Annotated in this window: 19 protein-coding genes; 9 read left to right on the top strand and 10 right to left on the bottom strand. The window is 64.0% G+C overall.

Going from position 1 to position 24,877, the window contains the following annotated elements; all coding sequences use genetic code 11:
- Window positions 1-11: 11 nt before the first annotated feature.
- Together G9U53_RS27895 and G9U53_RS27890 are read right to left on the bottom strand one after the other, a co-directional pair.
- Window positions 12-4,115: a cation-translocating P-type ATPase gene (locus G9U53_RS27895; RefSeq protein ID WP_165639646.1), complete on the bottom strand. Its 4,104-nt coding sequence runs from the start codon at window positions 4,113-4,115 to the stop codon at window positions 12-14.
- On the bottom strand, window positions 4,115-4,540 hold the full coding sequence (locus G9U53_RS27890; RefSeq protein WP_054825885.1) for a hypothetical protein: 426 nt from the start codon (window positions 4,538-4,540) through the stop codon (window positions 4,115-4,117). The genes G9U53_RS27895 and G9U53_RS27890 overlap by 1 nt, the downstream gene beginning before the upstream one ends.
- A gap of 183 nt (window positions 4,541-4,723) precedes the next feature.
- Here G9U53_RS27890 and G9U53_RS27885 point away from each other — a divergent pair, with 183 nt between their 5' ends.
- Window positions 4,724-5,671: an aldo/keto reductase gene (locus G9U53_RS27885; RefSeq protein WP_007732210.1), complete on the top strand. Its 948-nt coding sequence runs from the start codon at window positions 4,724-4,726 to the stop codon at window positions 5,669-5,671.
- Window positions 5,672-5,673: 2 nt separating this feature from the next.
- Here G9U53_RS27885 and G9U53_RS27880 read toward each other — a convergent pair whose 3' ends face one another.
- Window positions 5,674-6,444: a hypothetical protein gene (locus tag G9U53_RS27880; RefSeq protein WP_003945109.1), complete on the bottom strand. Its 771-nt coding sequence runs from the start codon at window positions 6,442-6,444 to the stop codon at window positions 5,674-5,676.
- Window positions 6,445-6,580: 136 nt separating this feature from the next.
- Window positions 6,581-7,792, bottom strand: coding sequence for a hypothetical protein (locus G9U53_RS27875; RefSeq protein ID WP_165639645.1), 1,212 nt, complete (start codon window positions 7,790-7,792; stop codon window positions 6,581-6,583).
- A 104-nt stretch (window positions 7,793-7,896) separates the two neighbouring features.
- Here G9U53_RS27875 and G9U53_RS27870 point away from each other — a divergent pair, with 104 nt between their 5' ends.
- The gene (locus tag G9U53_RS27870) at window positions 7,897-9,243 is read left to right on the top strand and encodes a DUF5691 domain-containing protein (protein WP_165639644.1); all 1,347 of its coding nucleotides are present in this window, start codon (window positions 7,897-7,899) and stop codon (window positions 9,241-9,243) included.
- A 58-nt stretch (window positions 9,244-9,301) separates the two neighbouring features.
- Here the strand turns inward: G9U53_RS27870 and G9U53_RS27865 are convergent, their stop codons facing one another.
- The 5 genes from G9U53_RS27865 to G9U53_RS27845 form a co-directional block, all read right to left on the bottom strand.
- Entirely contained in the window at window positions 9,302-10,432 is a 1,131-nt protein-coding gene (locus tag G9U53_RS27865; RefSeq protein ID WP_030536908.1) for an acyl-CoA dehydrogenase family protein, read from the bottom strand.
- A gap of 8 nt (window positions 10,433-10,440) precedes the next feature.
- On the bottom strand, window positions 10,441-11,616 hold the full coding sequence (locus G9U53_RS27860; protein ID WP_007736177.1) for an acyl-CoA dehydrogenase family protein: 1,176 nt from the start codon (window positions 11,614-11,616) through the stop codon (window positions 10,441-10,443).
- A 107-nt stretch (window positions 11,617-11,723) separates the two neighbouring features.
- Window positions 11,724-12,170: a hypothetical protein gene (locus tag G9U53_RS27855; protein WP_007736175.1), complete on the bottom strand. Its 447-nt coding sequence runs from the start codon at window positions 12,168-12,170 to the stop codon at window positions 11,724-11,726.
- Window positions 12,171-12,237: 67 nt separating this feature from the next.
- Window positions 12,238-14,772 (bottom strand): FtsX-like permease family protein, encoded by a 2,535-nt coding sequence (locus G9U53_RS27850; RefSeq protein WP_019749299.1) that lies wholly within the window; start codon window positions 14,770-14,772, stop codon window positions 12,238-12,240.
- 4 nt (window positions 14,773-14,776) lie between these two features.
- Complete coding sequence (locus G9U53_RS27845; protein WP_003945134.1) at window positions 14,777-15,550, bottom strand: ABC transporter ATP-binding protein; 774 nt, start codon at window positions 15,548-15,550, stop codon at window positions 14,777-14,779.
- A gap of 262 nt (window positions 15,551-15,812) precedes the next feature.
- Between G9U53_RS27845 and G9U53_RS27840 the strand changes: the two genes are divergently transcribed.
- From G9U53_RS27840 to G9U53_RS27825, 4 genes are all read left to right on the top strand, one after another.
- A complete protein-coding gene (locus G9U53_RS27840; RefSeq protein ID WP_003945105.1) occupies window positions 15,813-17,375 on the top strand; it encodes a long-chain-fatty-acid--CoA ligase in 1,563 nt (520 codons plus the stop codon).
- Window positions 17,376-17,397: 22 nt separating this feature from the next.
- Window positions 17,398-17,808: a YchJ family metal-binding protein gene (locus G9U53_RS27835; RefSeq protein WP_042923391.1), complete on the top strand. Its 411-nt coding sequence runs from the start codon at window positions 17,398-17,400 to the stop codon at window positions 17,806-17,808.
- A gap of 56 nt (window positions 17,809-17,864) precedes the next feature.
- The gene (locus G9U53_RS27830; RefSeq protein WP_063316855.1) at window positions 17,865-18,461 is read left to right on the top strand and encodes a hypothetical protein; all 597 of its coding nucleotides are present in this window, start codon (window positions 17,865-17,867) and stop codon (window positions 18,459-18,461) included.
- Between the two features lie 92 nt (window positions 18,462-18,553).
- Entirely contained in the window at window positions 18,554-20,452 is a 1,899-nt protein-coding gene (locus tag G9U53_RS27825; RefSeq protein WP_019749303.1) for an ABC transporter ATP-binding protein, read from the top strand.
- A gap of 108 nt (window positions 20,453-20,560) precedes the next feature.
- Here G9U53_RS27825 and G9U53_RS27820 read toward each other — a convergent pair whose 3' ends face one another.
- A complete protein-coding gene (locus tag G9U53_RS27820; protein WP_003945121.1) occupies window positions 20,561-22,336 on the bottom strand; it encodes a DEAD/DEAH box helicase in 1,776 nt (591 codons plus the stop codon).
- Window positions 22,337-22,438: 102 nt separating this feature from the next.
- On the opposite strand from G9U53_RS27820, the gene G9U53_RS27815 reads away from it, so the two are divergent.
- From G9U53_RS27815 to G9U53_RS27805, 3 genes are all read left to right on the top strand, one after another.
- A complete protein-coding gene (locus G9U53_RS27815; protein WP_063316854.1) occupies window positions 22,439-23,266 on the top strand; it encodes a carbon-nitrogen hydrolase family protein in 828 nt (275 codons plus the stop codon).
- A 55-nt stretch (window positions 23,267-23,321) separates the two neighbouring features.
- Window positions 23,322-23,948 (top strand): phosphoribosyltransferase family protein, encoded by a 627-nt coding sequence (locus G9U53_RS27810; RefSeq protein WP_165639643.1) that lies wholly within the window; start codon window positions 23,322-23,324, stop codon window positions 23,946-23,948.
- Window positions 23,949-24,074: 126 nt separating this feature from the next.
- Window positions 24,075-24,773, top strand: a complete 699-nt coding sequence (locus G9U53_RS27805) for a hypothetical protein (RefSeq protein ID WP_003945151.1) — start codon at window positions 24,075-24,077, stop codon at window positions 24,771-24,773.
- Window positions 24,774-24,877: the final 104 nt, after the last annotated feature.

The following is a 24,877-nucleotide window of genomic DNA, read 5'->3' as shown; positions in this document are numbered from 1 at the left end:
GTCACGATTCCTCAGGATTCATCTCGGGTCGCCCGGGAGTTCGGCGACGTGTCACTTCCAGCAGCGACGCTCACAAGCGTGTCCGATTCACCGGTTTCCGCTTCTTTGATTTCCACGTCGCTGATTTCCACGCTGTCGCGGGCGCTGACTCCCCCGGTTCGGGAGGTGTACGCAGTGCTCGTTCGCGTCGGGATCTTGCGAATCGTCGACTGACCGTTCGCGTTCTCCTCAGTTGCGGCAATCCGCTCCAACGCCCGCGGGGCCAGCGCCGCGAGCAGCGTCGCCGCCGACGCGCAGACCACCGCTTGGCCCCAGGCGATGGGACCAAGCGGCGTGCAACCGAGAAATTGGCTCACCACGGGTGTGCTGACGAGCGTCGCCAGCGCCGCAGCGGATCCGGCAACGGTTGCGACCACCAGCGGACTGCGTGATTCGAGCAGCGTCTGCCCCAGTTGGGTGCCCACCAGGGCAACCAACGCCACCGTCGACGCTCGCCGCCTCCTACCGCTCGCCCGGGCCAGAAGCCACGCTGCCAGCGCACCGATTGCCGTGGCACCGCCGCGGACAGCGATCGTCTGCCACAACGCATGAGCGTCCATCTGTTCGGACTTCTCGGATCCGTTCTCGGACGGGGTGCTCACCGCAAGCGCGGCAGCGGGCAAGGCGTCCGTCATCAGATTGACCAGTAGCAACTGCCTTGCGTTGAGCGGTGATTCGCCGGACAACGCAGAACCGATCAGCGCGAATGCGACTTCACCCGCGTTGCCTCCGAGCAAAACCCCTACCGCTGATCTGACCCGCCGCCACAATTGACTGCCCTCGTCCAATGCGTCGGTCACTCCGCCGACACGGCCGTCGAGGAGCACGATGTCTGCGACGCCGCGCGCCGGATCACTGTCGGTCGACGCCACCCCGATTCCCACGCTGGAAACTCGGATCGCCGCAGCATCGTTCGCGCCGTCACCGACCATGGCGCACACCCGCCCGTCGGTCTCCAACGCTTGCACGATCTCGACCTTCTGCTCGGGTGTCACGCGCGCAAAGACGCTGCTGCCGCGGACCGCATCCCGTCTTTCGGCGCGAGAGAAGTTCTCCCAGTCAGGACCGGTGACAACATCCTCGCGTGCGACGTCCAACCCCAGTTCGGTGGCGACCGCGGCCGCTGTTGTCGGATGATCCCCGGTCAGCACGCGCACTTGCCGTCCGTCGCCTCGAAGTTCTCGAACAAGTTGCGTTGCTTCGGGTCTGAGCGTGTCCGAGAGTCCGAGAAGGCCGACCGCTTCCAACCCCTCGGAGCAACACTGTTCGAGAAATTGCGAGTCTTCGCCTGCGCGTCGCGCGTCGTGTTCCGACAACTCGCGCTGGGCGACGGCAACCACCCGCAGTCCGCGTCCGGCCATGCTTTGAACGTGCTTCGCCGACACAGCATTCGGATCTCGTCCTGCTTCGGTCACGAATTCCGGCGAACCTTTGAGTGCGATCCGCCTGCCGAGCAAAGCTGCCGAGTACGGCCGCCCCGACCTGAACGGAACGAGGTTGTTCGCCTCGACGTCACCGAAAACCGAAGCATCGTCCAGAGCTTGCTGGGCTGCATCGACGACGGCGGCATCCGTCGAATGAAACACGCGATCGTCGCGACTTCCCAAGGCACTGCGCGCCGCAACTTCCAGAATCTCGCTTTCGTCCCAGCCGTCGACGCGTTCGACCGCGGCCACCCGTAGCTTGTTCTCGCTGAGGGTTCCGGTCTTGTCGAAGCAGACCACGTCGACACGACCGAGCGCTTCTATCGATCGTGGCGCACGAACCAACACTCCTGCTGCAGTGAGCCTTCGCGCTGCGGCCTGCTGAGCCAGAGTGGCAACCAGAGGCAGCCCCTCCGGCACGGCAGCCACAGCTACGGCCACACCTCCGGTGACGGCGCGGCGCAGACCGGTACCACGAAGCAGACCCGCGACTGTCACCAACGCCCCACCGCCGATACTGGCCGGCAGGGTCGCCCTCGTGAGTTCGCGAAGTCTGTTGGTCAGGCCCACAGCAGGTCCGGATCGGGACACACCGACATCGGCACGCCTGGTCACCGTTCGGGCTCCGATGGCCGTGACCACGCCACGACCGGATCCGGCAAGCACTGTTGTCCCTGCGTAGGCCATGCACCGTCGCTCGGCCAGTGGCATCCCAGGGGTCGGGTCGGTCTGCTTGTCGACGGGCAGGGACTCTCCCGTCAACGACGACTCGTCGACTTCCAGTGATTCGACGCTCAACAGGCGACAATCTGCGGGCACGATGTCCCCGGACTCGATTGCCACGACGTCACCGAGTTCGAGCGCGTCGGCCGCTGTCTCGACCGTGCCGTCGTTGGTTACTCGCCGAGCTACCGGTTCCTGAGTCCGCAAGAGCCGCTGCACCGCCCGCTCCGAATGAAGCCGTTGAACAGCGGACATCGCGGCATTGCCGACCAAGACCGAGCCGACCAGGACGGCGTCTACCGGTGAACCGAGGACTGCACTGGCAGCGGAGCCGGTCGCCAACACAGGCGTCAGTGGATCCGCCAATTCTGTTCGCAACGCCGACAATCCGTCACGGATCAACCTGAACCGTGCGGGCGCTCGCACACGAGCTTCCGCACGGTGCGGTGTATGTCGGATGGATTCGGATAGTTCGCGAACGACAGCATCACCGTCCATCTCATGCCAGGTATCGCTCGGAGTACCGACAGGGACGGGCGCTTGAATCACAGATCGGGACAGGGTGTATCCGGTCCACAGTCCCGCGGCCGAACCAGCCGTGACCGGCCCCGGCCCTGCCCCTCGAACTCCCGGAAGCATGATCAAGGCACCCAATGCCGAAGAACCTGAGGAGAGTTCGACACCGCGCCTCGTCGCTGTTCGAGCAGCCGGGAGCGCATGGACAACCCGCCACGCCCCGGCCAAGTCGGTGTGGATGTCGGCACTCACGTGCTCGCCACTCGGTGGTGAAATCCCGATGCGTAGCACTGCCTGCCCCGCTATCGCCCTACTCGACACGATCGCAACTGTCCGACCCTCGGCCACCAACGCCGAGAGAGCCTCGCGCAGGCCGGCTTCGGCAGTCGATTGCGCCGGATAGAGCTCGTCGAATCCACTTCGCAGTGATCCGAGCCCGTCGTCGTCGATCGTGACGGCTGCGACCCCGGCCGCACGTATTTCGCCTATCAGTTTTTCCGCCAGACCTTTTCGCACGGGTCGCACGACCACTTCGGCGCCGCCGATGCGGTGCCTTCCCACTCCGACAGTTCCGTCGTTCAGAGCTTTCCTGGCTTGTTCCCACACTGCGACGCGATCCGACTCGGCCACCTCTCGTATGTCGGAAACCCGGAGCGAGTCGTCGAAGAGGACGCTCGGATCGACGAGGACGGTGTCAATACGATCGAGCATGCGTAGAGCCGCAGAGTCCGAAACGGCGGTGTGGTGCGTCCGACACAGACCGTATGACACACCAGCAGCGAATGATTCGCGCGACATCCGAAGCGGCCGCGGCGCCGAAACCTTGATACTCGTCGCGACGGTGTCACCGCCGGCGGACACGGTAGCCAGTGCAGCCCCGGCCGCCAGCTGAACCCCAGCGATCCTGTCGGCATAACGCTCCCCCGGACCACTCGGGTCAGGCCTCGTGGAAGCACCGCGACCGCCAGGTTCGAATGACCACACCCGCCGAGAGTTTCGCGCCGCCAGAGTTTCGCGCAGCAGCATCGTCCGCAGCCCGAAATCCACGCCCAATGACGCAGGCGCATAGGTCAGAACATCCGCGAACGACGTCGCCGACTCCAATGCGAAGTCGGTGAGCGAACGGCCAAGGCGCTGTTCGATTCGCCGACGCACCCGGGGTTGATAATTGATCGCCGACGCGGCCGCCGAGACATAGGCGGAACCTGGGATTCGCGGGGCACCGAATATCGATCCCGCTGCTGCAGGAATCATCCCCACACCCGCCAACGCGAGGGTGCCGGTCCGCAACGCCACGTCACTGACAGCGGTTCGCGGAATCGTCGAACCACCCACCAACGCGAGTCCCGACAACGCCAGACGCGGCGGCAAAGTTGCCACCGACACCGCACGCCGGGCCATCGCTGAGAACATCAGTGAGTGGATCGAGTGTGCGAAGAACTGTGAGTTCGATCCTGTGACCGGCCGGCCGCCTTGTGGGAGTTTCCGCTCGATTCCTTCTTTACCTGTTCCGGCTTGCTCGTGCGGCCAACCGCCTTGACCTCGCGATCCGGCCGACCGCTCTTGCGATCCCATTCGTGGAGTACCAGGGCCGTGCCGCCGACTGCCAAGAGCACCGGCCATTCCACCAATCCCGCCGCACCCACGGCCGCCATCGTGAGAACCGCCGTCGGCGTCGAGGAACTACCCGCACGAATTCCGTCTCGGACACCCTCCGCCGATCCGCGTATCCCGCCCGTCACTCCACCGATCACTCCACCACCGACGGCTCCGGCCACCGTCGTCGTTGCGTCTGCCACACCACGAACGACGCGGGTGGCTTCGTCCACAATCATCATCGGACGCTCCTATCAGCAGTCCATCGAAGAATTCAGTATTTGAGGCCATACCCAACACCGACGGCGGCAATCACGATCCGATACATTTTTCGGCGAACCTGGCGAGGGCGCGCCATCGCCAGCGCCGTGAGAGGGTACGGTGCGGGATGCAGCGACCACCTTCATCGACGGGAGTTCCACACAGTGGCGATCATCGGAAATTCGGACCTCGACATCTTCCGACTTAGCTTGGGCGGCAACCCTTTCGGATGGACAGCAGACGAGAAGACGTCCTTCGAGATCCTCGACTCGTTCGCCGAAGCCGGTGCAAACTTCATCGACACCTCCGACTCGTACACGGCGTCGGCTCCCGGCAATTCCGGCGGGGAATCCGAAACGATCATCGGGAAATGGATCACCGATCGGGGACTGCAGAACGACATCGTCGTCGCCACCAAGGTGGGTAGCCATCCCGATTTCAAGGGCCTGAAGGCCGACAACATCGCGGCCGCAGCTGAGGCGTCGCTGCAGCGCCTGCAGACGGACTGCATCGATCTGTACTACGCGCATTTCGACGACCCACAGACTCCGCTCGAGGAAACACTCGAAGCCTTCAATGCGTTGGTCGTCGCGGGCAAGGTTCGCTATCTCGGAATCTCCAACTACAGCCCCGACCGCGTCCGGGAGTGGCTGCGGATCACCGAGGAGAACGGTTACGCCGCGCCCATCGCGCTGCAACCGCACTACAACCTGGTTCACCGCAAGTCGTACGAACCCGAACTTGCCCAGATCGCCACCGACAACAACATCAGCGTCTTCCCGTACTTCGCTCTCGCTTCCGGCTTCCTGACCGGAAAATACAAGACCCGCGCGGACATCGAAGGCAGCTCCCGCGAACGACTGACCGCCGGATACTTCAGCGACGCCGGACTCGACGTCGTCGCGGAACTGGCGACAATCGCGCAGGCACACGACAGCGAGATCTCGACCGTCGCGCTGGCCTGGTTGCTGACTCGACCGGGCATCACCGCACCGATCGCGAGCGTCAGCCGGCCCGAGCAGCTCCCGGCGCTACTGGATGCCCCGAATCTGGTGCTCTCGTCGAATGAACTGGACACTCTCGAACGGGTGTCGGCGGCAGTCGGAGCCTGAGATCAAGCAGTTTTGAGATGAGCGCCGAGGGCCGTGTTGTTGATCGTCCAGAACGACCAACCGTCATGGCTCTCGGTGTCGCCTGAGATGTGACCGGTGACGGCATTTGCGGCCGCGGTCGGATCAGGGAATCGGCGGCCTTCCATCGGTCCGCGCATGATCTCGACGACCTCGGTGGTTTCGTCGAAGCGCCCGACCCAGCGATATCCGTGGCAATCGGCTGTCATCTCGAGGCGATTGTCGACGACTTCGATCTCCTCGACACCGCTGGCGCGACGCTTCTTCGCGGCGACCGGCGACGTCTTACGCTTGGTCGCAACCGGGGTCTCGACGTAAATGCTCGGATCCTTGACCGCGGCCAAGCCCAGCGCATCCCAACGATCGTGACCGTGCACGACGCGCCCACGCGGAATCGCGTGATGGCCGGTGCGATTACGTCCGGGGCTGTCCATGATCCACAGGTCGACCTCGGCGCGGATGTCGTCGGCGACCTCGTTGGAGGGCAACATGTAGAACTCGTGCGGATCTGCTGCCAGATCGACGAACACCCAGAACTCGGAGCGGGTGTCGTCACTCTCGAGCGACTCGTCCTGACGCCTGGCCTGCCAGTCACCGTCGAGCTTGGAACGCACGCGGACGATTCGGCTGACACCGTCAGCGCCCGTCACCTCGACGGGATTACGACGTGAGTGCGTGAGACGGACAGCCTTGCCCCCACGCTGCGTAGCTTCGGAAATGAACGCATTGATGCCGCGGCTTGCGGTGTCTTCCATGATCGACCTGTCTCGAGCGGGTACGCCCGCATCACCGGATCGGCATCGGGGTCGAGCATTGAGCGAAATCCCGGCCTTTACTTCGATCGTGTGGCCGGTCAGTACCCCCGACCTTACAGCTCCGGCGACGGCCTGACTACGGCGCCCGACGCTCGTTCCCAGAGGTCAGCAGTGCAATGTCCCCGTAAAGCGCCGCCCGGTGAGCGAACATCAGCTCTTCCACACCGTCGAATTGATCCCCGACGTAGTGCGTGTTTGCAGCCGAAAGTTCACGTGAGCCGGAGCGCGCAAGTAGGTCGTCGATCCGGCTGTCGAGGCTCGCTGCATGCGCAACCGCGCGCTGCGAACTCAACTGATCCTCGGCCCGTGCGACCAGGTCACCGATCCGCGCGAGGGCCGCCACGCGCTCGACCAGCTGGTCCCAGACCGCGCCGAGCGCTTCCCTGCGCGAAGCGATTCCGGCTCGGGTTCCCTCGTCGCGTGCCAGTGCAGCCGCGTCGTCCAACTCCGCAAGAATCGAACGCAGCGCGACGGTGTCGACCGCGATCTGGGTGATCTCGTCGGCCAGGTCGAGTTGGTTGCGTTGAATGACGAAGTGGTCGGAATGCCACGCGCTGGAGCTTTCGATCCGGTCGAACAGATTCCCGGCGAGGTAAAGCAAGGCGTCGTACTCACCGGCGCGTCCCTCGGGTTCTGAATCGACCAGTCCGTCGAGGACTTCCGCGATGCGCCTTCCGGCATCGGCGATGACACCGGTTCCCTGGACCTTCCCGAACTGGGCGGCGAGTTTGTCGAGTGCTGCGTTTCCACTGCTGGCCACGACACCGAGCCCCACCGGCAGCTTGGCTGGAACCGGTGTACGGGTGAGCCCGGCAAAGAGAGCCTCGCGTTGCTCGACGTCGAGATGCAGGCCGTCGCGCCGGTCCTTGCGGATGGCACGGACACTGCTCGCGAAGTGACGATTGGAATGCACGATCGCCGATCGCATCGACTGAACGCGCTTCTCGAGCGCCTGCACCCGTCGTTCGAGGACAACCTGAACAGGGCCGATGCGAGTTGCGAGCAGTCGACGCCTGGTGCGGGCCAGCTCGTCGGTGAGATACCGCAACTCCGAGAAGCCGCCGATCTCCGGGAACGAACGTCCGACACTGCGCCGGTTCGCCAGGATCGATCGCGTCGACTCGTCCCCATACCCCCCGGCAATCAGCAGCGCGACATCATCGGACAACTCCGGCCGGTTCGACTCGACGGTTCCCGCCGCACACCACTCCCTCACTCGGGTGGAGATGAGCGTTCGCCGTTCGGTCACCGACGCCACGACAAAGACGTCGTCAGTTCCGTCTGTCATCTCACGCCTCCTTGTGGTCGCCGGCTACCACTGTTCCAGAATCTGCCGACACGCGCCCGACCCCTGCGACCCAGCTCGACGCACCCCTGCCATACCGTAGGCGGGTGACCTCCCTGCGATCAGACGCGCACGCAGGTCACTCGCGCGCATCGAAGACTGATCCAGCAGTTCAACCGCTGCTTCCCGACCTCGCGATCGAACAACTTCACTCCTTGTTGCAGGTTCGTTCCTGGACTCTCGCGGAATGGTTCGCGATGGCCGACCAACGCGGATTCCTCGCGCCCGCGGCCAGTGTCCCGCTCTTCATGGAAGCCGCGCTGAAGTATCCCGAGCACCGCGAGGCGCTACTTCGCCTCGCCGGTCGACGCGGGCAGTACCTGGCGGAGCAGAACCCGGATTGGGCCCAGCTACGACGAATCGGATCACGCCGGGACGAGCTGTGGCTTTCGCCCGATCCGGACGACCGTACGGCCTGGTTCGATTACATACGTACGGTCGACCCGGAACTGGCGAGCGAAGAGCTCGAGATCGCTTGGGACGACGAGGCCACGGCAAGCCGGCTGCACTTCCTCGACCATCTCGACGTCGGGCTGGGTGAACACGACTACGCGCTCCTCGAGCGTGCACTCGACGATCCAGCCGTGCGGGTCCGTGAGCGTGCAATTCAACTACTACGGCAACTCCCCCGATCTCCGTTTGCCTCTCGAATGGTCACTCGGGCTCGGTCCTGGGTGCGGCTCGAGACGAAGCCCTTGCGGCCGCGCCTTGCCGTCCGATTGCCCGGCTCGCTCGACGACCTCGCATTTCGTGACGGCATCGAAGACGTCCACTACAAGAACAAGGGCATCCGGCGCTGGTGGTTACGGCAAGTCGTGACCGCCACTCCGCTGACTCTGTGGGAATCTATGGCCGGTTCGCCACGCGAGGCCCTCACCATCCCCATCGAGAAGCAATGGCGCGCGGTGATGATCGAATCATGGATTGCCGCAACCGTTCTCCAGAAGAACACCGCGTGGGCGTCGGCATTTCTGGAGCGGGACGGGCGCACGACGGACCGGAGAATCGTCGCCATCGCGGACCCACGCGAGCGCGTCGAGTACATCGTTGCCGGACACGCGGACGAGTACCTTCTGGGCGTCGACGGCAGCGCACTGCTCGACGGCATCGACCGCCCATGGCCCCTGGCCGTCGCCGAAAAGTTGTTGAATGCCTTGGAGAACGAAGCTCTGGATCATGCTGCGACGGGTGAGGACTTGGGCATCCACTCGCGTCACAGTCACTTTTCCACCCTGCGAAGCGTGCAGGCGCGCTTCCCTTTCGACGCCGTACCGCTTCTGCAGGACGCGGCGGCCCGAACGAGTGACCCCGGGTGGCAACAAGCATTCACCGACAGCGCCGTCAACATCGAGCAGCGCCGACTCCGCTTGGACGTCCTGCGCAATCACCGCTGAACGACGAAGGGGCCGCATCCTTGGAACGGAATGCGGCCCCTTCGTCGTTCGTGAAAGATCAGACCACGCTGACCATCTCGTGATCAGCCACACCGGCGGCCAACACCCGAAGGTGATCTTCGGTGCTGCCGAGGGTGTGCTCGATGGCGACGAGTCGGCTCACGTAGTGCCCCACCGGGTACTCGGCGGTCATACCGATACCACCATGCATCTGGATCGCCTCCTGGCCGATGAGCCGAGCCGAACGCCCGATCTGCAACTTCACCCGCGAAGCGATCACTGGATCGACGACGCCGTCGGCAAGGGACATCGTTGCGTACAGACTCATGCTGCGTGCCAACTCGAGCGAGACGTACAGGTCGGCGGCGCGGTGTGTCAGCGTCTGGAACTTTGCGAGGGGAACCCCGAATTGCTTACGCGTCTTGAGGTATTCGGTGGTCAGGCGTAGCGCCTCTTCCATCGCTCCGACAGCCTCGGCGCACAGCGCGGCCTGCTCACGGATCTGCGCGGCCTGGATCAGAGCAGTAGCGTCACCGCCCTCACCGAGTGCTTCGGCCGGCGTATCGGTGAACTCGATCTGCGCCCCGCGCAACCCGTCGTGAGTGGCGTAGGACTTGCGTACCAAACCGGAGGCATCGCTCTTGACGAGGAACAGTCCGACGCCACCGCCGGGGAGCGCAGCGCTCACGACCAAGATGTCCGCCGTCGCGCCGTGGCCGACGGGATTCTTGATACCGGTGATGGTCCAGCCGCCGTCGACCTGGGCCGCCGCGGTGGCCCGTTCGGTTGCCGGCCAACGGATTCCGGGTTCCTGGTCGGCGAACGCGAGGAACGTGGTGCCCTCGGCCACTCCGGGAAGAATCGACGAACGCTGCTCTGCACTGCCACCTTCGGAGATGAGGCCGCCCGGCGTCACGACCGCGTCGAGTAGCGGCTCGGGTGCCAAGCGTCGACCGATCTCGGTCATGACCGCGCCGATTTCCACTGGGCCGGCGTCCATGCCGCCGTCGTCCTCGGAGAATGTCAGGCCGAGCAAGCCGACCTCGGCCAACTGCTTCCAGACCTGCGGGCTCCACCCGGGATCGGAGTCGATGATCGCGTTGCGCTTCTCGGCGTCGTAGCTACGCGCGAGGAGATCCTTGGTGGTGTCGCGGAGAAGTTTTTGTTCGTCGTTGAGTTCGAAGTCCATGCCACGCCTCACAATCCGAGGATCGAGGAGGCGATGATGCTGCGCTGCACTTCGCTCGATCCGCTGTAGATGGATACCTTGCGGTAGTTCAGGTACGTCGGGGCAGTGTGCTGCGCCCAGCTCGCGGAGGCGATGTCGCTGCCCGCGTCGTACGGCAGTGAATCAGGGCCGGCCACGTCCATCAGCAGTTCGACGCTCGCCTGCTGCAATTCGGAGCCACGAAGCTTGAGCAGCGACGACGCCGGGTTCGGCTGGCCGTCAGCGGAACTGGCGACCACCCGGAGCTGAGTGAGCTCGAGGGCAAGCAATTCGTTTTCGAGTTCGGCGAGGCGCGCAGCGAAGAGCGGATCTTCGAGCAGTGTTCCGTTGCCGACCTTGACCTCGGCAGCGCGGGCCTTGGCCTGGGCCAGACGAACCTTCGAGAACCCGACGCGGGTGACACCGGTGCGCTCGTTGCCGAGCAGGAACTTGGCGTAGCCCCAGCCCTGGTTCTCTTCACCGACCAGGTTCTCTCCCGGAACGCGGACGTCCTCGAAGAACACTTCGTTGACCTCGTAGCCGCCGTCGATCAGCTTGATCGGGCGGACCGTGACGCCAGGCGTCTTCAGATCGACAAGGATGAACGAGATGCCGGCCTGACGCTTGGGCGCATCGGGATTGGTGCGCACGAGGCAGAAAATCCAGTCGGCGTACTGTCCCAGCGTCGTCCACGTCTTCTGGCCGTTGATGACCCAGTCGTCTCCGTCGCGGACCGCGCGAGTCTTGAGCGAAGCGAGATCGGAACCGGCCTCGGGTTCGGAGAATCCCTGGCACCACCAGATGTCGAGGTTGGCAGTCGCCGGAAGGAACTTCTCCTTCTGCTCCTGCGAGCCGAAGGCCGCGATGACCGGACCGACCATGTTGGCGTTGAACGCCAAAGGTTCGGGAACCGACGCAAGCTGCAGTTCGTCGAGCCAGATGTTGTGCTGGACCGGGGTCCAGTCCTTGCCGCCCCACTCGACCGGCCAGTGCGGTACCGCCAGACCGTGAGCGTTGAGGATCTGCTGCGCCTCGACCATACGGTCGCGCCCCAACTCCTCGCCGTGGGCGTACGCCTCCCTGATGTCCGCGGGGATTTGCGTACGGAAGAACGTCCGCATCTCGTCGCGGAACGCTAGTTCCTCGTCGGTCAATGCCAGGTTCATCGGGATTCCTTCGCACTCGAAACCGGATTCATGTTCGGTTCGACCGTACCCCGACAGCTATGGAGGCGGAACAGGTACCGCAAAAGACGGCACTCAGGGCCGACCCCCTACACGGTTTTCAGGACCAACAGGTAACCCCCGCCCGCGGCGTCGATACTTGTTTCGACATTCAACGCGGGAGCCAGACGCGACAACCGATCGATCAACCAATCCGACGCTTCCTGGGCGTCGTCCTTGCCGGGGCAGCGAGCGACGGCGACGCGGCCACCCTTTCGCTCGAGCTGCTCCACGACCCCGATGATCGGGGCGGGATCCACGACGAACAGCCGATCCGGCCATTCCACAACAGGTTTGACCGCACCCTTCTTGGTGTTGCATGCGCGGTGCGCCAAGCGTTCGACGCCACCTTTGGTCTTGCCACCCTTTTTTGCGGTGTTGATGCTGTCGATACTCGGGCCGCGCGGATCATTGACGGACATATCGGGATCGACCGGTTCGTCACACAGCCAGCAGCGCCAGGATTCACGTTCGCCGACTTCTTGAAGGGTGCTCATGTGGCAACGGTACCGTGCGCACTTTCGGCTGCTTCCGCTACCAAAAGTGCGCACGGGGCCGAAGGCCCTACATGTCTGCAATCGCCTCGAGCGGCTTCGTCTTGGCCGCTCGGTTGGCCGGCCACAGCGCCGCCAAGACACCCACCACACCCGAGCCGATCAGCATTCCGACCACCTGACCCCACGGGATCGTGATCTTGTCGAGGCCCTGATCCGCGAGAGTGCTCACGAAGGCCCAACCGAACGCGATGCCGAGAACAACTCCGACCGCCGCGCCGTACACCGCGATGAGCACCGACTCGAGGTAGATCGTGCGTCGCATCTGTCCGCGCTGCATGCCGACAGCTCGCAGCATTCCGATTTCTCGTCGCCGCTCGACCACCGACAGTGCCAGGGTGTTGATGATGCCCAGGATTGCGATCACGACCGCGAGTGCAAGCAGTCCGTAGAGGATCGCCAACAACGTGTTGATCTGCTGGCCCTGAGTTCCCTTGAACTCCTCACGATCCTGCACCTGGACGACGACGTACTTCTCCGTGGCCGTTTCGAGCTCGGATCGCAGCGTTGTCAGATCCGCGCCAGGCTTCGCCTTCACCAGCACCACGAAGTCCGGCAGACTCTCGGCCGGCATCAGCTTCCTGTACGCCTCGTCCGAGACGATCCACGAGCCGATCAGCTGGTTGTCCTCGAACACTCCCGCGACAACGGTCTGGTACTCGACGCCGCCAGGACCGGTCAACGTCTGGGTCGAGCCGACAGTCCAGCCCTTGTCATCCGCAGTCGACTTCGAGACGAGCATGTTGTTGCCGGTCAGATCGACCGTGCCCTCGAGGATCTTGTACTCGAGCACGCCTTCGATCGGGCCGTCGAACGAAGCGCCCTGCTCGTCCTCACCGTCGACCTTCGCACGCACTCCGTGCAACGACGTCGCGCTCTGCACGTCGGGCACCTGTCGGACCGCGTCGGCCGCACCTCGCGGCACGCCGATCGCGTTGGGACCGGTCAGGATGTAGTCGGCCGAAACACCCACGTCGACAAGAGCATTGATGCTCGCCTTGGCCGAGGAACCGAACACTCCGATGACCGTCACCAGCATCAGACCGAGAGTCAACGCGAATGCCGTTGCGGCCGTGCGACGGGGATTGCGCACCGCATTGGTACGAGCCAATCGCCCTATGGCACCGAACGGCTTGGCGAACACGGCACCGAGCGCGCCGACGATCGGCCGCGACAGCGCGGGAGCCCCGAGAAGCACCGCGATGATCAACGAGAACGCACCGAGGCCGACGATCAGCGCCGCGCCACCACCGGTACCGCGAGAGCCGAACACGAGCAGTGCCACACCGATCACGCCGAGAATCGCACCGATCAACGTCCGCACTCGCAGTGAGTCACCGGTGGAGGCGAACTCCTCACGCATGGCCGCCACCGGCGGGATCTTCGACGCACGACGAGCCGGGGCGTAAGCGCTGAGCGTCGTGACGACGACGCCGACCACCAACGCGACGATGATCGTGCGGGCACCCACCTGGAGCGGGCCTTCCGGCAGACCGACGTCGAATGTGTTGAGGAGACTGCGCAATCCGTAGGCGAGACCGATACCGCCGAGCAGACCGATGATGCTGCCGATGAGTCCGACCACGAGCGCCTCGGTGACCACCGAACGGCCGACCTGCGCTCGGCTCGCACCGATCGCACGCAGCAGCGCCAGCTCACGAAGACGCTGCGCCACGATCATCGAGAAGGTGTTGTAGATGATGAACGTTCCGACGAGCAGAGCAATCGCGCCGAACGCCAACAGGAAGTAGTTGATGAAGCTCAGCGCCGAGTCGACCTCGGCCTTGGTCTCCTCACGAACCTGGTCGCCGGTCTGCACCTTGAGATCGGGGAAAACCTGCTCGACGCGTTGCTGCAGTTCCGTCTGCGACACCCCGTCGCCCGCGACGTCGATGTACTCGACGTGTTGGCCGTCGGTGAAGAGTCCACGGGCCTGCTCGTCGGTGAAGAGCGCGCCGATGAACCCGCCGGTGTCACTGCCCGCCCCCTCGTATATGCCGGACAACGTCACGTCCACGATTCCGCGGGCCGGTGCCAGAACCTTGGCGGAGTCCCCCACCTTCAGTCCGGCTCGCTCGGCGGCGCTGGTGTTCAGCGCGACCTGACCGGTCTGCGTCGGAGGCGCGCCCTCGACGAAGGTGTCGGGTTCGGCAATCGCCTGGCCCGGCGGTAGGTAGGACTGACCGATACTCGGCGCGCCGCCGGTCTGAACAGCGCCGCCGTCTGCGTTGATCAGGACGATCTGTCCACTGACGGCCGGGGCTACCGCTCGGACACCGTCGACTGCGGCAAGTTTGTCGACATCCTCGACCGGAACGCCACTGGTGTTGCGCTCTTCCATCGATACCCGGACGTCGACGCCCTGGGCGGTGTTCTCGAAGATCGAATCGAAAGTCTTCTGGAGGGTGTCGGTGAAAACGAACGACCCCGCGACAAAAGCCGTGCCGAGCACCACGGAGAGAACCGTCAGCGCAAGTCGCACCTTGTGTGCCGCCAGGTTGCGCAGGGAAACCTTGCGCATCGGCGAGTTACTTACCGAAGCCATGTGCTCAAGCCCCGGCTTCCACGTTCACGACCGCCTGCGGAGCGTCGAGCCGCTTCATACGATCAAGGACCGAATCCGCCGTCGGCTCACGCAATTCGTCGACGATCTTGCCGTCCGCGAGGAACACGACACGATCGGCGTACGCCGCTGCCCGCGGATCGTGCGTCACGATCACCACGGTCTGGTTGAACTCGTCCACGGCCGCCCGCAGGATCGAGAGCACCTCCCCGGAGGACTTCGAATCGAGGTTTCCGGTCGGCTCGTCGCCGAAGATGATCTCCGGCTGACCCGCCAGCGCACGCGCACACGCCACACGCTGCTGCTGACCACCCGAGAGCTCTCCCGGCCGGTGATCGAGGCGATCCCCGAGACCCAGCTTGGTCAGGACGCTGTTCAACCAGGTCGGGTCCGCTTTGCGTCCCGCGATGTCGAGCGGCAACGTGATGTTCTCGAGCGCGGTCAGGGTCGGCACCAGGTTGAACGCCTGGAAAACGAAACCGATGCGATCGCGTCGCAATTGGGTCATCTGTTTGTCGGAAAGCGTCGTGAGTTCCGTGTCACCGATGAGAACAGAACCCGAACTGGCGGAATCCAGACCGGCGAGGCAATGCATCAGCGTCGACTTACCGGAACCGGACGGCCCCATGATCGCCGTGAACTCACCGCGGGCGAAATCTGCGGACACCGAACTGAGGGCGTGCACCTGGGTATCTCCGGTGCCGTAGGTCTTGGACAGGCCGACTGCGCGGGCCGCGACATCCTGGGCGTGCGAACTCATGATCGCCTTTCCTGTTCACTTCGGTGCTACTTTGCGGGCGTGACGGGCGCCCGTGAAAACACGGACGCCCGCAATGGTTGGTTCCATCCTGTCGGGTGGCGGGCGCGCCCGCCATCGGGGACCACCCTGATATCTGCGGCCGAGCCGGTCAGGGTCGGGGGAATGCGACCCCTCCTGCTTGTGCGCATTGACTGGAAACAGCGATACGAAGACCGGGCGCACATTAACCTTGTGACACCAATCACACGAGAGAGGCGGCCGAATGTCCGACGCCACCGCTGGAATCATTTTCGATCGGCTAGAGCACTGGGCGACGGTCAAGCCTGATCAAGCAGCGATGACCTTCCAAGGGACCGAATTCACGTGGGCTCAGTGGCGGGACCGCATCTTGCGTATCGCCGCCGCCCTCGCCGAATCAGGCATCGGTGCCGGCGACACTGTCGCGTTCGTCGACAAGAATCATCTGTCCTGTCTCGAAGTCACCTACGCCGCCTCACTACTCGGCGCCGCGAATGTCGTTCCCAACTGGCGACTTTCGAGCGAAGAGCTGGATTACGTTCTCGCGGACTGTGGCGCTCGCATTCTGTTCGTCGGCAGCGAACTACTCCCCCAGGTCGTCGCGATGCGAGACCGCTTGACGGCCGTCGAATCGATCTTCGCCGTCGGCGGTGAACACGACGAATTCGAGCCGTGGATCGACGAGGTCACACCGCTGCACTCCCGCCCCGAGGTGAGCCCCGATGCCACCGCTCTGGTTCTCTACAGTTCCGGGACGACCGGTCGCCCCAAGGGTGTCCAGCTCACGCATCGAAACCTGTTCGCGCACAGCAACAATGTCCTCGAAATCCTGCCGGCCCACGAGGATCACCGATTCTTGATCGCGATGCCGATGTTCCACGTCGGCGGAACGTGCTACGCCATCATGGCAATTCACACCGGTGGCCGCTGTTACTTCACGAGAGAAGCCGACGGACCGTCGATCTTCGCCGGTCTCGCCGCCGGAGCCAACATCGCCTTTCTCGTCCCACCGGTCATTGCCGGAGTCCTGGCCGCAGGCGAGCAGGCGGTCGCCGCCTTCAAAGCATTCAAACGCATCACCTACGGCGCCGCCCCCATGCCGCTCCCACTGTTGCGCGCGGCACTCGCAGCGTGGCCGGACACCGAATTCGTGCAGGTCTACGGCATGACCGAAATGGCAGGCGTCATTACCGCGTTGATGCCGGACGTTCACCGCGACGAGTCGCAGGTCGAGCGCATGGCATCGGCAGGTACGGCGATCCCCGGCGTCGAGATGCGCGTGGTGGACCCCGTCACGCTCGAGGACGTGCCCACCGGAACGACCGGTGAACTGTGGTGGCGATCCGAACAGTGCACACCCGGATACCTGGGTAAGCCCGAGGCGACGGCCGAAACGATTACCGCAGACGGGTGGCTACGTAGCGGCGACATGGGCCGCGCCGACTCCGACGGCTTCGTCTTCATCGAGGACCGCCTCAAGGACATGATCATCACCGGCGGCGAGAACGTCTACTCCCCCGAGATCGAACGAGTACTGGTGGAGCATCCGGCAATCGCCGAGGTCGCGGTCATCGGCGTTCCCGACGACCGTTGGGGTGAAACCGTCAAGGCTGTCGTGGTTCTCACTGCCGAAGCGCAGATCGACGAAGCCGAACTGATCACCTATACACAGGAACGCCTCGCAAAGTTCAAGTGCCCGACCAGTATCGACGTCGTCGAGATTCTTCCCCGCAATCCCACCGGAAAGATCCTCAAACGCGACCTCCGCAAACCGTACTGGGAGAACCGCGAACACAAACTGGTCTGAGTTCGCGTGCTGTAATGGGGCGGTGACTTCGCGCCGCCCCACCACACCCAATCCGACCGATCCGTGCCCGTGCGGCAGCGGCAACGCGTTGGCCGAATGCTGCGGCAAGTACATCAGCGGAGTAGCGCACGCACCGACCGCCGAAACCCTGATGCGTTCGCGTTACACGGCTTTCGCTGTGATGGACGACGAATATCTCACGCGGACTTGGCATCCCGACCATCGCCCAGCCCAACTCGATCTCGACCCCGACCAGAAATGGCTCCGGTTGGAGATCCTGGACACCGAACGGGGCGGGCTGTTCGATTCCGACGGCGTCGTGGAATTTCGCGCTCACTACACATTCGGACGCGAGCGGGGAATGCTCCACGAACGCAGTCGATTTGCGCGAACAGAGGGTAAGTGGCTCTATGTCGACGGCGATATCGGTTAGGTAACTCCGGGCACCGCCGCCGCGGATCCCGATAACGCGAGCCCTACGATCGAGTCATGACAACGAACCGGACGAGATCATTTGCCGCTGTCGCTGCCATCGCAGTGGGCGTGAGCCTGACTGCCTGTTCGCAGGACGCGGAGACCACTCCCACGGCAGCCACCTCGGCCGTCACCTCGACCTCGACCTCGAGTGCAGCAGCGTCGACCACAGAACCAGTCCCGACGGACAGCTCCGACAAGACGTCGGCTGCGGGCACCGAATCCAAGCTCACCGTCGTCGACATCCGAGTGGGCGAGCACGACGGATTCGATCGTGTCGTCTACGAAATGGGCGGAGCCGGCACACCCGGTTGGCGCGTCAAGTACGTCGACGCGGCGACGCAGGAAGGCAGCGGTAAGCCCGTGGACATCAAGGGTGCCGCAGTGATCCAGGTCCTGATCGACGGTTCCGCATATCCCTTCGACAGCGGAGTCGAGCAGTACTCCGGCCCCAACCCGGTCCCCGGCGTCGGCGGAGTCGTGACCGAGGTCAACGGGTCCAACGTCTTCGAGGGAGTCACGCAGTCGTTCATCGGCGTGACCGAGAAGCAGCCGTTCACGGTCACGACGCTCAGCGACCCTCCTCGCGTGGTGGTCGACGTGGCCCGCTGAGGCCGCACTTGACCTGAAGTTTGGTTGAGGTTCTACCTTCGTGTCGTACCGGCCACGTAATCTTCGTGGCCGGCGACCGGAGGGGCGAAGTCATGAGTATGGAAGTCACCGCGTGGAACGCGATGTACAACGCGATGCACGCGCAAGAAGATCGGCGCCCGTTCTCGAAGGCGACACTGAAGCGGATCGCGACGTTCGCAGTTCCACAGAAACGCAACCTCAGCTGGTACCTCGTACTGAGTGTCGTCACTGCTGCGCTTGCCGTGGCAACACCTGTCCTGGCCGGGCGCGTGGTCAACGCGATAGTCGGCGGCGACGCCGTCGACGTGGTCGTCAAACTTGCCGCCCTGATCGCACTGGTTGCACTTCTCGAAGCCGCTCTGGGACTGTTGACCCGGTGGCTCTCGGCCAGCATCGGCGAAGACCTGATCCTGCATCTGCGCACCACCGTCTTCGATCACGTCCAGAAGATGCCCATCGCGTTCTTCACCAGAACTCGAACCGGAGCACTGGTCAGCCGTCTCAACAACGACGTCATCGGCGCTCAGCGCGCCTTCAGCGACACCTTGTCCGGAGTGGTCAGCAATCTGGTCACCCTGGTGATCACGCTGATCGTCATGCTCGGGATCTCCTGGCAGATCACCGTCCTCGCGCTGCTACTTCTCCCGATCTTCGTCATCCCCGCACGGCGCATGGGCGCAAAACTTGCAGCACTCAATCGTGAAGCAGCCAACCATAATTCGCTCATGAGCACCCAGATGACGGAGCGGTTCTCCGCTCCCGGCGCGACTCTGGTCAAGCTGTTCGGCCGCCCGTCGCAAGAATCTGCGGAGTTCGCGGTTCGCGCCAGGCGTGTGCGCAACATCGGAGTCCGGACCGCAATGCTGCAGTCCGTCTTCGTCACAGCACTGACGCTGGTCTCGGCCCTTGCTCTTGCCCTCGTCTACGGACTCGGCGGCTTCTACGCGCTGCGCGGACAGTTGGACGCCGGCGCCGTCGTGGCGATGGCACTGTTGTTGACGCGGCTGTACTCACCGTTGACCGCACTGGCCAGCGCCCGGGTGGACGTCATGAGCGCCCTGGTCAGCTTCGAGCGGGTATTCGAGATTCTCGATCTGGCGCCGCTCATCACCGAGAAGCCCGATGCACGCACGGTGCCGCAGGGCCCGGTGTCCGTCGAGTTCAAGAACGTCACTTTTGCTTACCCATCCGCGGACAAGGTGTCTCTCGCGTCCCTGGAGGAAGTCGCGATCCTCGACACCCGCGGCGGCGAGGACGTGTTGCACGACCTGTCGTTCCGCACCGAAGCAGGACAGATGGTCGCCTTGGTCGGCACGTCCGGTGCCGGAAAGTCGACCGTGGCGCAGATGATTCCGCGCCTCTACGACATCGACTCCGGTTCGGTCGAGTTGGGCGGCGTCGACGTCCGCGACCTCAGTGCCGATTCCATCCGGGAGACCGTCGGCATGGTCACGCAGGACGGGCACCTGTTCCACGAGAGCCTTCGATCCAACCTGCTCCTTGCGCGACCGGATGCCACCGAAGAAGATCTGCGTGAGGTTCTGGAGCGCGCACGGCTCACCGACCTGGTTGCGTCGCTGCCCGACGGACTGGAGACCGTGGTGGGTGAACGCGGTTACCGCCTCTCGGGCGGCGAGCGTCAACGCCTGACCATCGCACGCCTGCTCCTGGCCCAGCCTCGCGTCGTCATCTTGGACGAGGCCACCGCGCATCTCGACTCGACGTCGGAAGCTGCGGTTCAGGAAGCACTCGGCGAAGCACTCGCCGGGCGGACTGCGGTGGTGATCGCTCACCGATTGTCGACGATCCGTTCCGCGGACCTGATCCTTGTCGTCGAGGCAGGCCAGATCGTCGAGCGCGGCAACCATGAGGAACTGCTCGCGCGCGGCGGCCGCTACGCCGAGTTGTACCGCACGCAGTTCGACACCAACGCCCGGAAGAACGGCGCCCTCGCACCGACGCCGATCTGATACCGCGCAGCGCCTTGCCCACACACACACACACAGAAAACAGGCGCTGTCCTCCTCGCGGAGGGCAGCGCCTGTTTCAGTCTTTATGTCAGTCGTTGAAGCTGTAGGTCAGTCGTTGTAGCGATCGCGTCCGCCACCGCGGCGGTCGTCACGTCCACCGCGATCGTCCCGGCCACCACGGTCTCCACGGCCACTCGGACGTCCCTGCGGCGGCCCGAAATCAGGCTGCAGCTGGATCAGGACGCCGGAGATGCGTGTGCGACGCAAAGCTTCGAGAGTCTCGTTGGAGAGGTCGGCCGGCAGCTCGACGATGCTGTGATCCGGGCGAATGCTGATGTGCCCGAAGTCGCTTCGACGAAGCCCACCCTCGTTGGCGATGGCACCGACGATGGCACCCGGAACGACGCGGTGACGCTTGCCTACGGCGATGCGGTAAGCAGCCAACTCCTGGCCCTCGGGCCCACGCGAGCGCGGGGCCGGTCCGTCGTCGAAACGACGCGGAGGACGTGGTTCACGAGGCTCGCGCTCACGACGCGGCGGTGCCGGCGGCTCGGGAGAAAGCAAGAATGCTTCGCCGTCGCGCGACTGCAACGCCAGAGCGGCAGCGATGTCGATGAGCGGAACGTCGTGTTCCTGGTCGTAGTCCTCGATCATCTTGCGGAACATCGCGAGATTCTCCGAGGCCAGGCTCTCGGTGATGGAGTCACCGAACTTGGCCACGCGCTGGGCGTTGACGTCGTCGACACTGGGAAGCTGCATCTCCGCAAGCGGCTGACGGGTCGCCTTCTCGATGGACTTGAGCAGATGACGCTCACGCGGGGCGACGAACAGCAACGCGTCACCCTGACGACCGGCGCGGCCGGTACGACCGATGCGGTGGACGTACGACTCCGTGTCATGCGGGATGTCGTAGTTGACGACGTGGGAGATTCGATCCACGTCGAGGCCTCGAGCAGCAACGTCGGTCGCGACGAGGATGTCGAGGGCGCCGTTCTTGAGCTGACCGATGGTCCGCTCACGCTGTGCCTGGACGATGTCGCCGTTGATCGCGGCAGCCGAGTGCCCGCGGGCCCGCAGCTTCTCCGCCAGGTCTTCGGTGGCCTGCTTGGTACGGACGAAGATGATCATCGCCTCGAATGCCTCGACCTCGAGGACTCGGGTCAGTGCATCGAGCTTGCGCTGATGAGCAACCTGAATGTAGCGCTGCGTGATGTTCGAGGCGGTCGACGTCTTGGACTTGACGGTGATCTCGACCGGATTGTTCAGGTACTGCTTCGAGATCCGGCGAATCGAGCCGGGCATCGTTGCCGAGAACAGAGCGACCTGCTTGTCGCCGGGGGTGTCGCGGAGGATGCGCTCGACGTCCTCCTGGAAGCCCATCTTGAGCATCTCGTCGGCCTCGTCCAGAACGAGGTACTTGAGATTGGTCAGATCCAGGGTGCCCTTTTCGAGATGGTCGATGACACGACCAGGCGTACCGACGACGACGTGCGCACCGCGGCGCAGTCCGGACAGCTGGACGCCGTAGCTCTGGCCACCGTAGATCGGCAGGACGTTGAGTCCGGGGATGTGCGCGGAGTACTTGCCGAAGGCCTCGGCAACCTGAAGCGCCAGCTCACGCGTGGGAGCAAGCACCAGCGCCTGGGTCTGCTTGATCGACGTGTCGATCCGCGACAGGACTGGAACTGCGAAGGCTGCGGTCTTGCCGGTACCGGTCTGTGCGAGACCGACGACGTCCTTGCCTTCGAGCAGCGGCGGAATGGTGGCAGCCTGAATGGGCGAGGGCGACTCGTAGCCCACGTCTGACAGTGCCTTCAGTACCCGATCATCGATGTCGAGGTCGGCAAATGTTGGGGGTTCGGGGTCACGCTCAATATCACTCATTTGACCAGCAGTTTAGCGGATAGAGTATAGACACGACGACATACCGGGGGTGCATTTACGACAGATCCACCCTCCCAGCGGGTTTCGCCTAGCGTAGGAAGCATGACCGAAGCCACCGCAGCCACCCCCTCCCAGACCGTTGTCGCGATTGCCCAATTCGCCCCGGGGACGGACAAGAAAGCCAACCTCGAATCACTGCGATCACTGGCTTCCGATGCAGCAGCACGCGGCGCGAAAGTTGTCGTGGCGCCGGAATACTCGATGTTCACCGCACCGAAGACGGATGAGCGTTTGATCGAGTCCGCGGAGGACCTGGACGGCGAATTCGGTTCGGCGCTGGCGTCGGTCGCCGCGGAGTTCGGAATCTTCCTCGTGGCAGGAATGAACGAGCGGATCGACGACGTGAGCAGAATCTCCAACACCCTCGTCGCGATGGACCCGAACGGCGAACTGGTGGCGACCTACCGGAAACTGCATCTCTACGACGCCTTCGGTTACCAGGAGTCGGCCGTGATACGCGCGGGCGCGATCACCGAACCGCAGACTTTCGGGTGCGACGGCCTTTCCTTCGGCCTCCAGACCTGCTACGACCTGCGCTTCCCGGAAGTCACCCGGCGCATCGTCGACGTCGGCGCAGACATCTTGCTCCTGCCCGCCCAGTGGGTGCCGGGGCCGCTCAAGGAAGACCACTGGACCACTCTCGTGCGCGCCCGGGCCATCGAGAACACGATGTACATCGCAGCGGCAGATCAGAGCGCGCGCGGCGGCGCGGGTGCCAGCATGATCGTCGACCCGATGGGCGTCGTGATGTGTTCCCTTGGCGAGCAGGTCGGGGTCACCACCGCACTCGTTTCGGCTGCTCGCATCGCCGAGGTACGCGAGAAGAATCCTGCTCTCGCGCTGCGGAGGTTCACAGTCTCGTCGCGGTGACCTGCAGCGAGTAGCGTCGAACTGGTCGGGGTTCGAGCTTCTCGAGGACAACGCAGTGACCCAGTATCGGGATCGATCTTCCGCCGGCAAATTTCTGGCCGGGCGGCTCGAGACCTTGCGTATCGACAAGCCCGTCGTTCTCGGACTCCCGCGCGGCGGAGTTCCGGTCGCAGCCGAGGTGGCTGCGGCACTGAACGCTCCGCTCGACGTCGTGGTGGTGCGCAAGCTCGGCAGTCCGTACAACCCGGAACTGGCGATGGGCGCTATCGGTGAGGGCGGCGTGCGGGTCCTCAACCACGACGTCATCGCAGCGGTTCGCGTCTCGAAAAGAGAACTCGTCGCCGTCGAACGCGACGAGCGAACCGAATTGGAACGGCGGGCGCATCTCCTGCGCGAGGGGCGGACCCCGGTTTCCCTCCACGGACGCACTGCGGTGATCGTCGACGACGGAATGGCTACGGGCGCGAGTGCCGCCGTTGCCTGCCGATGCGCGCGCACCGCGGGTGCTGCCGCCGTGATCGTCGCGGTCCCAGTAGCGTCCCCCGAAGCCATGAGAGTGATCGCGTGCTCCGCCGATCGGGTCGTCTGCCCCTTCGTTCCTGCCCTGTTAGGCGGCGTCGGTGCTGCATTCGAGGACTTTCATCAACTCAGCGACGACGAAGTGCTGTCCTTCCTCGCCTGAGTGCACACCTCTCCAGCCTGAGCACAGTCCAAGAGATCTCTGAGAATTTGTGATGTGTGCAACATTTCGCTCCTCGGTGCCGATAGCCCAAATGGAACAAAAAGAATTCGGCTTTCTGGAGGAACCGTGACCATCTCGACCGATACCGTCGACGCCGTCGCAGCTGCGTGCCGTGACCGCCTGGGCGACCCTTCCGCCTGGGTTGCGTCAGACGCTTATCGACAGAGCCTCGCCCTGTGCATCATCGAATCCGTTCAGTCCACGTCGGGTCACAGCGAAGTGACCGTCGTCGATCGCTACTTGGCGTACCGGAAAGCCCGCGAGGACAAACCCGTCACGGATGGCGCACGTGAACTACTCCGCACCTTCGAGGAAGCCGGCAGTTCGGACCAGTGGGCAGGCAAGATCGGCTCGTACAAGCGTCGCTACACGGCGACGGGTGTCCCGATCGAGGCACGGCACATCCAACAGGTCGCCGAGAAACTCCATCACTTGCGGATCAACAGCGTCGAGGACCTGCTGTCGGCCGCCGATTCCGACAACGCTCTCGAAGCCGTTCACCATGCCTGGGTGGACGCGTGCGGAGACGGTTCCGAAGTGACCTGGGCCCACCTGTTGATGTTGGCCGGAATTCCGCACACCGATCTGGGGACCGCTGCCGACACCTTCATCAGCGCGACACTCGGCACCACCGAGTTGCCGGGAGACACCTCGGAGATCCTTGCAGCTACTGCAGAGCAACTCGGAGTGGATCCGGACCGATTGGACTACGCAATTCGGCGGTGGCTGTCCGTGCACGGTCGCACGCTCCAACACGTCGCCTGAGTACCTGTAAACAGGCGGTCACACTAAACTGCAGGTCAGCGCCCGACCAGTTCTACCGAATAGTAACGACAGTGCAAAATGACGACTAATGTGATGCAATGCAC

It is taken from the genome of Rhodococcus sp. D-46, from assembly GCF_011290655.1.
Taxonomy (GTDB): Bacteria; Actinomycetota; Actinomycetes; order Mycobacteriales; family Mycobacteriaceae; genus Rhodococcus_F; species Rhodococcus_F qingshengii.
Note: the sequence above shows the minus strand (reverse complement) of the source record. Positions and strands in the feature narration are given on the sequence as shown.